Annotated in this window: 9 protein-coding genes; 5 read left to right on the forward strand and 4 right to left on the reverse strand. The window is 68.7% G+C overall.

What is annotated here, in order from left to right; translation table 11 throughout:
* Positions 1-895 (reverse strand): pyridoxal-phosphate-dependent aminotransferase family protein (locus tag ADL12_RS34345; RefSeq protein ID WP_062709681.1); only part of this gene is annotated, 895 nt, incomplete at its 3' end.
* 217 nt (positions 896-1112) lie between these two features.
* Here ADL12_RS34345 and ADL12_RS34350 point away from each other — a divergent pair.
* The 5 genes from ADL12_RS34350 to ADL12_RS34370 all read left to right on the forward strand — a co-directional run bounded on the left by ADL12_RS34350 (position 1113) and on the right by ADL12_RS34370 (position 5863).
* Complete coding sequence (locus ADL12_RS34350) at positions 1113-1964, forward strand: basic amino acid ABC transporter substrate-binding protein (protein WP_062709568.1); 852 nt, start codon at positions 1113-1115, stop codon at positions 1962-1964.
* Between the two features lie 4 nt (positions 1965-1968).
* Entirely contained in the window at positions 1969-2811 is an 843-nt protein-coding gene (locus ADL12_RS34355; RefSeq protein WP_062709571.1) for an amino acid ABC transporter permease, read from the forward strand.
* Entirely contained in the window at positions 2808-3617 is an 810-nt protein-coding gene (locus ADL12_RS34360; protein ID WP_062709573.1) for an amino acid ABC transporter ATP-binding protein, read from the forward strand. The genes ADL12_RS34355 and ADL12_RS34360 overlap by 4 nt, the downstream gene beginning before the upstream one ends.
* 35 nt (positions 3618-3652) lie before the next feature.
* On the forward strand, positions 3653-4747 hold the full coding sequence (locus tag ADL12_RS34365) for an amidohydrolase family protein (protein WP_062709684.1): 1095 nt from the start codon (positions 3653-3655) through the stop codon (positions 4745-4747).
* 183 nt (positions 4748-4930) lie between these two features.
* The gene (locus tag ADL12_RS34370) at positions 4931-5863 is read left to right on the forward strand and encodes an SCO1860 family LAETG-anchored protein (RefSeq protein WP_062709576.1); all 933 of its coding nucleotides are present in this window, start codon (positions 4931-4933) and stop codon (positions 5861-5863) included.
* 132 nt (positions 5864-5995) lie between these two features.
* On the opposite strand, the gene ADL12_RS34375 is transcribed toward ADL12_RS34370, so the two are convergent.
* The 3 genes from ADL12_RS34375 to ADL12_RS34385 form a co-directional block, all read right to left on the reverse strand.
* A complete protein-coding gene (locus tag ADL12_RS34375) occupies positions 5996-7642 on the reverse strand; it encodes a glycoside hydrolase family 27 protein (protein WP_062709581.1) in 1647 nt (548 codons plus the stop codon).
* Between the two features lie 88 nt (positions 7643-7730).
* Entirely contained in the window at positions 7731-9149 is a 1419-nt protein-coding gene (locus tag ADL12_RS34380) for a non-reducing end alpha-L-arabinofuranosidase family hydrolase (protein WP_062709584.1), read from the reverse strand.
* Between the two features lie 100 nt (positions 9150-9249).
* The gene (locus tag ADL12_RS34385; RefSeq protein WP_062709587.1) at positions 9250-11556 is read right to left on the reverse strand and encodes a beta-L-arabinofuranosidase domain-containing protein; all 2307 of its coding nucleotides are present in this window, start codon (positions 11554-11556) and stop codon (positions 9250-9252) included.
* Between the last annotated feature and the right edge of the window lie 460 nt (positions 11557-12016).

Consider the following 12016-nt stretch of genomic DNA (forward strand, 5'->3'; position numbering starts at 1 on the left):
CCCGAGCCACCACCTCCGACGCCACCACCCCCGCCGGCACCCGAAGCGTCGTAGCAACCGGCGCAGCCTCCCCGGCCTCGTACACGTACGGCTCCAAACCCCCACCCAGCGCAACCGCCCCCGCCCGAGCAGACAGCGCAGCGGCCCGGTGACGGGCCATCACTGCATCCAGCCCGTCCGCCTCGATCCGCTCCACACACGCCTCGAGCGCCAGCATCTCCAGCTGCGCAGGCGCATGCAGCAGCGCCTTGCGCCCACCGTCGATCCACCGCTCCTTCCAGTCGAGCAGCGACAGATACGACCGTCGCGGCGCCCTGGGATTCGCCGCCATCCGCGCCCACGCCCGCTCGCTCACCGACACCGCCGACACCCCGGCCGGCCCGCCCATCGCCTTCTGCGCCCCGATGACGCACAGGTCCACGCCCCACGCGTCCGGCAGCACCGGCTCGGCCCCGATCGACGCCACCGCGTCCAGGTAGAACAGCGCCCCGTGCGCCCGTACGACCTCACCGATCTCGGCGACGGGATTGGTGTTGCCGGTCGCCGCCTCCGCATGCACCAGGGACACGAAGTCGATCTCCGGGTGCTCGGCGAAGGCCTCCCGGATCTGCTCCGCCGTGACGGCCGTATGGAAGGGCACCGCCAGATCGATCACGGTCGCGCCGCAGTCACGCAGCCAGTCCCCGAAGGTCTGCCCGTACGGACCGGTGATCACGTTCAGCGCGGTCGTGCCGGGCCCGGCCGTCCCCCGGATCGCCCCTTCGAGCGGCAGCAGCGCCTCGCCCTGCATGATCACGACGTCCTGCTCGGTCCCGAGCAGCCGGGCCACCCGGTCCTCGACGGCCGCGAATCGGGCGGCGCTCAGCGGGGCCAGGTCCAGGAAGGGGTGGGTCACGGCGGGGCTCACTTCGCTCTCTTCGACTCCGGGATCGACGCAGACGAGCGTAAACCGAGCGGTGACCGGGCATGGAGCGGGCGCCCCACACCCTTTCCGCACCTCTTCCCGCTCCCGACTTCTTAGGTCGAACAGCCCCTTAGCCATCGGTTTGATTTGAGGGCCTCAAACTTCTCCTTATAATCGGAACCCACAGTTCCCCGACAGGAGGCTCCCCGTGAAGACGACCCTCGGGCGCCGGACCCGCATTCTGGCCGCCACCACCGCGACGGCCGGGCTGGTGCTCGTGGCCGGCTGCTCCTCCGACGACAACGGAGGCAGCGGCACGAAGACCGCGGCCGGCGGCGTCGAGCTCGTCAAGGCGGGCCGGCTCACCACCTGCACCCACCTGCCGTACCCGCCGTTCCAGTCGGAGATCGACGGCAAGGTGCAGGGCTTCGACGTCTCCCTCATCGACCTGGTCGCGGACGACCTGGGCGTGCAGCAGGACATCGTCGACCAGCCCTTCGAGAACTTCAAGACCGGCGGATCCCTCAACGCCGGCCAGTGCGACCTCGCCGCCGCCGGCATGACCATCACCGAGGAGCGCAAGAAGAACGTCGACTTCTCCGACCCGTACTTCGAGGCCACCCAGGCCGTCCTGGTCGACAAGAAGAGCGGCATCTCCTCCTTCGCGGACCTCAAGGGCAAGAAGGTCGGCGCCCAGGCGCAGACCACCGGCGAGGACTACGCCAAGAGCAAGGGCCTGGACCCCGTCTCCTTCGAGTCCTCCGACGCCGTCATCAACGGCCTGCGCACCGGCCAGGTCGAGGCGGTCGTCATCGACTACCCGGTCGTCCAGGGCTGGCTGAAGGACAAGGCCAACGCGGACGCCTTCGAGGTCGCCGAGCAGCTCAACACCGGTGAGCAGTACGGCTTCACGGTGAAGAAGGGCAACACCAAGCTCCGCGAGGCCATCAACAAGGCGATCAAGGACGCGAAGGCCGACGGCACGTACAAGAAGCTGTACGAGCAGTGGATCGGCCCGTACGACGAGTCCGCCGCCTCTGCCTCGCCCGCCGCGTCCTGACCCGATGACCGACACCACCGGCGCAGACGTAGAACTCCAGCCGAAGAAAAAGGGCCTGACCCGGCGTCAGAAGCGCAGCCTGTCGCGCGGTATCCAGTACGTCGTCTTCGTCGCGGCCGTGATCGCCTTCGCGGTCGCGGCCGACTGGGACCGGCTGCAGAACCAGTTCGCGCAGAAGGCCATAGCGGAGCAGATGTTCCCCGAGGTCATCACGCTCGCGCTGAAGAACACCGTGCTGTACACCGTGTCCGGCTTCGCCGTCGGACTGGTCCTCGGCATGGTGATCGCGCTGATGCGGCTGTCGTCCGTGGGGCCGTACCGCTGGCTCGCCGGCGTCTACATCGAGATCTTCCGCGGTCTGCCCGCCCTGCTGATCTTCATCTTCATCGGGGTCGCCGTGCCGCTGGCCTTCCCGGGCACGGAGATCCCGGGCGGTACGTACGGCAAGGTCGCGCTCGCGCTCGGCCTGGTGGCCGCCGCGTACATGGCGGAGACGATCCGCGCCGGCATCCAGGCGGTGCCCAAGGGGCAGATGGAGGCGGCGCGCTCGCTCGGGTTCTCGCCCGCCCGCGCCATGATCTCGATCATCATCCCGCAGGCGTTCCGGATCATCCTCCCGCCGCTGACCAACGAACTCGTCCTGCTCTTCAAGGACTCCTCGCTGGTGCTGTTCCTCGGTGTGACGCTGGAGGAGCGCGAACTGTCCAAGTTCGGCCGCGACCTGGCCAGCCAGACCGCCAACTCCACGCCGATCCTGGTCGCCGGCCTGTGCTATCTGCTGGTCACGATCCCGCTCGGCTTCGTCGTACGCCGCATGGAGGCGAAGGCCCAGGAGGCCGTGAAGTGACAAAGAAGACCCTTGGCTCCCGACCGGAGATCGAAGTCCGCGGCCTGCACAAGTCCTTCGGCGACAACCAGGTGCTGCGCGGCATCGACCTGGAGATCGGCCAGGGCGAGGTCGTGTGCGTCATCGGCCCGTCCGGCTCCGGCAAGTCGACGCTCCTGCGCTGCGTGAACCTGCTCGAAGAGCCCACCAAGGGGCAGGTCTTCGTCGGCGGCACCGAGCTCACCGACCCGGACGTCGACATCGACGCCGTACGCCGTCGTATCGGCATGGTCTTCCAGCAGTTCAACCTGTTCCCGCACCTCACGGTGACCGAGAACCTCAGCCTGCCGCAGCGCCGGGTCCTGGGGCGCGACAAGGCGACGGCCGCGAAGGTCGCCGCCGAGAACCTGGAGCGGGTCGGCCTGTCGGAGAAGGCGACGGCGTACCCGTCCTCCCTCTCCGGCGGCCAGCAGCAGCGCGTCGCCATCGCCCGCGCGCTCGCCATGGGCCCCGAGGTGATGCTCTTCGACGAGCCGACGTCGGCGCTGGACCCGGAGCTGGTGGGGGACGTACTGGCCGTGATGCGCATGCTCGCGAACGAGGGCATGACGATGATGGTCGTCACCCACGAGATGACCTTCGCGCGCGAGGTCGCCGACCGCGTCGTCTTCATGGACGGCGGAGTGATCGTCGAGGACGGCATCCCCGACCAGGTCATCGGCAACCCGCAGCACGAACGCACCCGCCACTTCCTCTCCCGCCTCCTCGACCCGGCGATGGCCGAGGTGGAGGAGGAGACCTCGGACCAGGTGGGCAAGGGCGACTAGCCGGTCATCGAGGTCCGGTCATTAAGGTGCAGTACATGAGCGATCGCGCGGGTGTGCTGCACGTGAAGGGCCGGGTCCTGGTCGGGCCCGACGACGTCCGGGACGAGTTGTGGGTCGTCGACGGCCGGATCTCCTACGACCGTCCCGCCGGCGCCCGCGACGTCCGTACCGTCGAGGGCTGGGCCCTGCCCGGCCTCGTCGACGCGCACTGCCATGTGGGCCTCGGCGCGCACGGCCCGGTCGACGACGGCACCGCGGAGAAGCAGGCGCTGACCGACCGCGACTTGGGCACCCTGCTGATCCGCGACGCGGGGTCGCCCTCCGACACCCGCTGGGTCGACGACCGCGAGGACCTGCCGAAGATCATCAGGGCCGGGCGGCACATCGCCCGCACCCGCCGCTACATCCGCGGCTACGCGCACGAGATCGAACCGGAGGACCTGGTCGCCTACGTCACCCAGGAGGCCGGGCGCGGCGACGGCTGGGTCAAGCTGGTCGGCGACTGGATCGACCGCGACCTCGGGGACCTCACGCCGACCTGGCCGCGGGACGCGGTGGAGGCGGCCATCGCGGAGGCCCACCGCCTGGGCGCCCGGGTCACCGCGCACTGCTTCTCGGAGGACTCCCTCCAGGACCTGGTCGAGTCGGGCATCGACTGCATCGAACACGCCACGGGCCTGACCGAGGACCTGATCCCGCTTTTCGCCTCGCGGGGCGTGGCGATCGTGCCGACCCTGGTCAACATCGCGACCTTCCCGAAGCTGGCCGACGGCGGCGAGTCCAAGTTCCCCCGCTGGTCGGCCCATATGCGCCGGCTCCACGAACGCCGCTACGACACGGTCCGCTCCGCCTACGACGCCGGCATCCCGGTCTTCGTGGGCACGGACGCGGGCGGCACCCTGCCCCACGGTCTGGTGGCGGCCGAGGTGGCGGAACTGGTCACCGCCGGCATCCCCGCGGTCGAGGCCCTCGCGGCGACGACCTGGAGCGCCCGGAAGTGGCTCGGCCGCCCCGGCCTGGAAGAGGGGGCGGCGGCGGACCTCGTCGTGTACGACTCCGACCCGCGGGCCGACGTACGGGTGCTGGCGGCGCCTCGACGGATCGTCCTGAACGGGAAGATCGTGGGCTGAGTCGGCCGTTGCGCCTGTGACTGTGTTGCGCCTGTGACTGTGGAGAACGTGCGTGCCATGAGGTTCGAAAACCTGCACGGGAAACACACGTAGGGGTGAACTCTCGGCAGGATGCTGACCGGGCATCCCGCATGCGCGACTCTTGGCAGGTCCCGAGCAAGTCTCCCCCGAGGGGTCCCCACCTTGAACGGCAAGAACCTCCGCATGCCCGCACGCCGTCTCGCCACCGTCGCGACGGCCACCGCCCTGGCCGCGGGTCCCGCGGTCCTGGCCGCCGCGGGACCCGCGTACGCGACCGGTGACGAGGGTCGCGCAAGCGCCGTCGTGCTGCGCACCGGTCTCGACGTCTCCCTGCTCAACAAGACCGTGAACGTCCCGCTGGCGGTCTCCCTGAACGAGGTGCAGGCGCCCGAGAGTGCCGAAAAGTCCACGCTGACGGCCCAGTTGAACGGCGTGGACGGCGGAAAGCCGTTCAGCGTGCTGAGCGCGGAGGTCGCCTCGTCGAAGGCGACGGTCGCCGACGGCAAGGCCGAGGGCTACACCAACCTCGCCCACGCCAAGGTCCACGTCCCCGGCCTGCCGCTGCTCTCCCTCATCGAGGTCGGCCAGGTCACCTCCAAGGCCACCTGCGAGGCCGGCAAGACGCCGACCGCCTCGTCCAACCTGCTGGGCGACGTCACCGTACTGGGCAAGAAGGTCACGCTGACCGCAGGAGGGACCACGAAGGTCGAGGTGCCGGGCGTGGGCGACGTGCGGCTGGACTACTCCAAGACGGAGACCGCATCGCGTACGGCCGCCGCCACCGCCCTCGAACTCAAGATCTCCGTCAACCCGTTGAAGCTGAACGTGGCCGACGTCCAGGGCACCCTGACCCTGGCCGAGGCGACCTGCGAGACACCGGACGCGCCCGCGCAGGAAGCCGACCCGAGCACCGGCCCCAGCACCGCCCCGGGCACCGGTTCGGCCGGCGACGTCAAGCCCCAGGGCGAGTCCGCCGACGACGGCCTCGCCGAGACCGGCGGCAGCTCCATGACGCCGTACATCGCGGGCGGCGCGGTCGCGCTCCTCGTCGTGGGTGGGGGAGCGGTGGCACTGACGCGGCGGACCCGGGGCTGACGGGGCGGGCGCACGGATCCGCGATCGGCGCACGCGCGCAGTCGTGGAGGAGGGCAGTCCCCGTAGCCTGGCATGCTGTCGTGGGACTGCCCTCTTCCGGTCGGGCGCTTCCCTGCGCGGCAGGGGGGCGGGTTACGGGAGCGTGGTCCACTTCTGGTTGTTCTGGCCGTTGCAGGTCCACAGGATGACTGGGGTCCCGTTGGCGGTGCCGGCCCCGTTGACGTCAAGGCACAGCCCGGCGTTGACGTTGCGGATCGACCCGTCGGCCTGCACGGTCCACTTCTGGTTGTTCTGGCCGTTGCAGGGCCAGATGATGACCGGTGTGCCGTTGGTGGTGCCCTGGTTGGAGGCGTCCAGGCACTTGTCGCCGTAGACGCGGATCTCGCCGCCGGCCCAGGTGGTCCAGAGCTGGTTGGCGGCCGTGTGGCAGTCCCAGATCAGCGTCGCCGCCCCGGCCGCGGTGGAGGCGCGGTCCACGTCCAGGCAGCGGCCGGACCCGGTACCGCGCAGGCGTGCTGTGGTGGAGGCCAGCGGGCTGCCGCCGGTCATCTTGAACACGGCGACACCGTGCGCCGGGACGCTGGCGGAGATCTGGCCGGAGGTGCTGGACGTGGCGCCGGTCCACAGGTCGGTGAGGGTGAACGAGCCTCCGGTGAGGCCGACCTGCGCGGCCGTGGCCGTGACGGTCGCGGTGCTGCTTCCCCGGTTGAACAGGCCCACCGCGACCGAGCCGTCGGACAGGCGCTTGGCGAACACCTCGGTGTCGCCGTCGTCGCGCACCCGGCGACCGCCCGCGCCCAGCGAGTCCTGGTTCACCGCCAGCAGACGCGGGTTGCGCAGGATCGCGCTCACGTCACTGGACATGGTGCGGATGTCGTTGCCCGCGATGAGCGGTGCGCTCATCAGCGCCCACAGGGCGAAGTGGGAGCGGGACTCGGTCAGGGACAGGCCGGGACGGCCGACGACCAGCATGTCGGGGTCGTTCCAGTGGCCCGGACCCGACTGAGCGGCCAGCGGGGCGTTGACGTCCAGGACGTTGCCGACGCCCATGGGGTAGCTGTTGGTGTTGCCGTTCTGCCAGATGTCGAGCAGGTCCTCGGTCGTCCGCCACAGGTCGGCGACCTGGCCCCAGTCGTATGTGGCGCCGGTGATGGGGTGGAAGCTGTTGGGGTTGATGCTGTAGACGATCGGACGGCCGGTGGCGCGCAGGGCGTCGCGCATGAGCGTGAACTGTGCGACCTGCTCGCTGAGGGTGCCGCTGCCGGAGCACCAGTCGTACTTGAGGTAGTCCACGCCCCATGAGGCGAACGTGGCGGCGTCCTGGGCCTCGTGGCCCTTGCTGCCGGTGGAGCCGGGGTAGTTGCCCACGCCCTGGGCGCACGTCTTCTCGTTGGGTGCCTGGTAGATGCCGAACTTCAGGCCCTTGCTGTGGATGTAGTCCCCGAGCGCCTTCATGCCGCTGGGGAAGGTGGTCGGGTTGGCCCGGAGGTTGCCCGCGCTGTCACGCTGCGGGTCGAACCAGCAGTCGTCGACGACGACGTACTGGTAGCCCGCGTCCTTCATGCCGGAGGACACCATCGCGTCGGCGGCCTGGCGGACCTGCGCCTCGTTGATCCCGCATCCGAAGCTGTTCCAGCTGTTCCAGCCCAGCGGCGGGGTCAGCGCGGGGCTGCCCGGCGCGGCCTCGGCGGTCGTGCCGGCGGAGGCGGTGACACAGGCGGTGAGCGTCAGCGCGGTGGCCGCGAGGAGACGCAGCAGTCGTCTGGGTGGGGGAACCATGGAGGGTCCTTCCTGGGAGATGAAGCGGAAACCGCCTGTGACCGTGCCTGACGGGCACGGTCACAAGCTTCTGATCATGTGCGCGCGGTCAGCGCTGCAGGGTGAGCAGGCCCGGCCGGTACGGCAGCAACAGGTAGTCGGTGCCGTCCGATGCGGGGTTCCTGCCCTGGTAGAGGAACTGCAGGTTGCAGGGGTCGATGGTCTTGGTCTGGTCGGGGTTGTTGCGGACCAGGTCACCGTGGCTGATGTCGTTGGTCCACGTCGCGTTGGCGTTGGCCTTGCCCGCGAAGGGGGCGCTCTCGCTGCCGGCCTGGACGGTCCACGGACCGTTCAGGCTGGAAGCGGTGAAGGACCGGAAGAAGCGCCCGTTCCTACCCTTCGCCTCAACGATCATGAGGTACTGGTTCTGGCCCTGGACCTTGTAGACCTCCGGCGCCTCGAACAGGTTGTCCTCCGTGTCGCTCATGACCGTCGTGTACGACGAGCCGAAGCTGCTCGGGAAGTTCCCGATCGGCATGCTCGACTTGAAGATGCTGCCCTTGTCATTGGCGAAGAACAGGTGCATCTCCTTGTCGTCGGCGATCAGGGTCGGGTCGATCGGGCCGCCGACGGGGAGGCTGCCGGTGAACAGCGGCTGCGGCGCGGACCAGCTGTTGGGGTTGGTCGGGTCGGTGGACGTGCGGTAGGTGAAGGCCCAGCCGGTGTCCCACCCGTTCGCGGCCATCACCCAGATGTTCTTGGTCGCCAAGTAGAACAGCGTGGGCGCAATGGGAGCCCCGCTCATTGCGGTCTGGGGAGCCGTCGCCATGTCCGACCAGTTGGTGAAGGGACGGAACCCCGTCGCGCGCCACCCGGATGCGCTCGCGGTGGTCGCGTAGACCAGGTTCTGGCCGTTGTACTTCACGGCGGTGAAGTCCTTCAACGAGGCCGCCCCGTTCGCTGGCTCCGCCAGCGGACCGGTCGAGCTCCACCGGTACGTCGACGGAAGCGAACACGAGTTGGTCGTGCCGGACAGGCCGGTCCACTTCTGGTTGTTGCCGCCGGTGCAGTTCCAGAGCTGCACCGCCGTGCCGTTGGCCGTGGCGCCGCCGCTGACGTCCAGGCACAGCCCGGACTCCACGGCGACGACCGTGCCGTCGGAGTTCACCCGCCACTGCTGGTTCGTGCCGCCGTTGCAGGACCAGATCACCGGCCGGGTACCGGCCGTGGTGGCGTGGCCCGGAACATCCAGGCACTTGTTGCCGTACACGGTCAGCTGGTTGCTGTCCGTCAGTGTCCACTGCTGGTTGGTCCCGCCATGGCAGTCCCAGATCTGCACGTTCGTGCCGTCGGTCTGGCTGGCGCCCGACACATCGAGACACCGGCCGGAAGCGACGCCGCGCAAGGTGCCGCTGGTGGCCGCCTGGGCCGGGCCGGCGACGAGCAGCGCCGCCAACGAGACCAGGGCCGCAACCGCGGCGGCGAGCACCGCAGACGGGCGTCTGCGGCTGAAACTGAGTCGGTGCATGGGGGACCTCGTCATCCTTGAGTAGTGTTCGCCATACCGAACGATGGTCGAAGCGTCGAGCAGGTTGAAGGGCGGAGAACGGCCAAGTTCCGCAACAGGCCTAGTTCCTCACGATGCGCCACCGGTTGTCGGCGGTGCCGTCGTCCGAGTCCTGGACCGCGAACGCGCCGACGGCGGTGGAGTTGGCCGCGATGGCGAGCAGCTTGCCGCTGTTCTCGTTGCGGATCTTGTAGGTTCCGTCGCCCTGGTCGAGCAGCGTCCATCGGTGGTCGGCGGTGCCGGTGTCCGACCACTGCAGTACGGTCGCGTCGTCTGCCGTGGACATGTTCAGGACGCCGAGCACCTTGCCGCTGTGGGCGTTGCGGAAGCGGACCGCGCTTCCGTCGGTGATCATGTACCAGTCGTGGTCGGCGGTGCCGTTGTCCGACCACTGCAGAGCGCGGCCGCCGTCGGCCGTGGACATGTTCTGGATGCCCAGCAGGAGACCGCTGCCCACGTTGACGAGACGGAAGGTGCCGCCGGCGTTCCAGTAGACGGTGTAGTTGTGCCCGTGCGCGTCGTGGAACGGGCCCAGGTTGACGGTGGAGCCGTTGGCGGTGGCGGTGAAGGCGAGCGAACTGCTGCTGGTCCGTGTGATCGAGGACGTGTTCAGCGACGGGAGCGAACTGAGCGAGGAGTTGCCGTAGTTGCCGGACAGGACCACCGGGCCGTAGGTGATCGCGGCGACGTTCGCGTTGTCGTTGGCCGCTCGCATGACGATCCGCATGGGCAGGCGGACGGTGACCGTGTCGCCGGAGGTCCAGGAGCGGCTCAGGGTGGCGTAGCTGCCGGGGGTGGTGGTGATGGTTTGCGTGACGCCGTTGACGCTGATGGTGGCCGCGGTGGTCCAGCTCGGGATGCGGATGCGCATCGCCCAGGTTCCGCTGACGTTGCCGGTGACTTGCAGGGTCGTGGTGTCGCTGTTCGGGTACGACGTGGTCTGGGTGACCGTGATTCCGCGCTCCGACCAGTTGAGCACCGAGGGCACGAACAGGTTCACGAACAGCGTGTTGTCACTGCGGAAGTAGATGGAGTCCATCAGCCTGGTGTGCATCTCCAGGCCCGTGCCCTGGCAGCACCAGAAGGTGCCGTAGTCGGTGCTCCAGGTGCCGCCGCCCCACGCCGGGCCCACACCGCGTCGGCCTCCCGGGTTGAGCGGGGTGAAGTAGGTGACGTGGCCGTGGTCGTCGGCCGGGTTCTGCTGGCCGATCATCTGGTTCAGCCACGCCTGCTCGTAGTAGTCGAACAGCGCGGCCCGGTTCGGGTCCAGCGCGAACAGTTCCCGGGTGAGGGTGAGCATGTTGAAGGTGTTGCAGCTTTCGCACGTGTCCTTGTTCAGGAAGCCGGCGATGGCGTTCGGGGCGCGGAAATGCTCCGCCTGGCTGTTGCCGCCGATGGCATAGGTGTGCGAGTTGACGGTGATGTTCCAGGCGTTGGTGGCGATGTCCCGGTAGCGGGTGATGCCGGTGGCCTTGTACTCCCGGGCGGCCCCGATCCACTTGGGCACCTGGGTGTTGGCGTGCAGTCCGTTGAGCCGGTCCTGGTTGGACGCCAGAGGGTCGAACACCGCGGCGTGGTCGAACCGCCGGGCGACGGTGAGCCACCGCGCGTCGTTGGTCTGCTGGTAGAGATCGGTCAGCACGGTGTTCATGCCGCCGAACTCGGTTTCCAGCATGGCCTGCATCTGCTGGCTGCTCAGCCGGCCGGTGCGCCAGTCGACCCACCCCGCCAGGGCAAGCAGCACGTCACGGGCTTGTGTGCTGCCGATGTGGCGCCATACGTCCAGCAGGCCGACGAGAGTCTTGTGGATGGTGTAGTACGGCACGTTGCCGTTGGTCAGGGTCCGCTGCTCGAGAGCGGTGAAGTCGGACTCGGGATAGCCGGAGAGGTACCCGGCGTTGAAACCGGCGGCACTGTTGTTGGCCTGGCATTTGGCCAACTCCGCAACCATGTGGGTTGCCTTGTCCCGGCAGGTGGTGTCCCCGGTCACGGCGTACAGCTGTGCCCATGCCGTGAGGAAGTGCCCTTGGACGTGGGTGCGGAAGGGGAACGTCGGCCCGTCCCAACCCCCGTTGGCTGCCGCGCCGTTGGTGGACAGCCGGTGGTTGGCGCGGAAGTTGTACAGCAGCCGGTCGACATCGACGAACCGCAGGTAGTTCTGCGTACGGTTCTGGTTGTCCAGCCACCGGCTCGCGGTGAGCCGGACCTGGCCGAGTTCGAAGGGGTGCGCGGAGACTCCGATGTCGGCCCTTGCCGGGGGGACGGCCGCTTGGGCAGGGGAACTGCCGATGAGGGATCCGGTCGCAGAGGCAACGGCCGTGGCCCCGGCTACTTGCAGGAGGCGCCGTCTGCTGACGGAGGAAGACATCTTGAACCCTTCGGTGGTGAGAGAGCGATTACTTGGCCGTTGGTGTGTTTGGCTCACATGTCCGACGGTCGGGTGCAGCACGTCACGGGCATGTGTGCTGCCGGTGTGGCGGCCCTGTGGCGCCATACGTCCGGCAGGCCGACGGCATCACAGCAAAGCTGTTGGTGGAGGGCACCGTCCTGGCCGCCATGCCGGCGGGAACTCATGCGCGTGAGACTCATCCGGCACTGTGGTTCGTCCTGTTCGATCGTCGGAACTCCGCCCGGACTCGGCGTCTGCGGGCAAGGCGGCAGCACGGCTCGAAAAGGAAGCCCGAGGCCCATAGGGGGTCTCGGACCCATCGGTCCTCTCCACTGAGACATGGGATGGATTAACGGATATGAACACTGCTTCTGTCTAGCCTTGCGACACAAAAGTCTTGCCCACTTCCCGGATGAGCGTCCGGCCGGCGCCCTGGCAA

It is taken from the genome of Streptomyces regalis, from assembly GCF_001509475.1.
In the GTDB taxonomy this organism is placed as follows: Bacteria; Actinomycetota; Actinomycetes; order Streptomycetales; family Streptomycetaceae; genus Streptomyces; species Streptomyces regalis.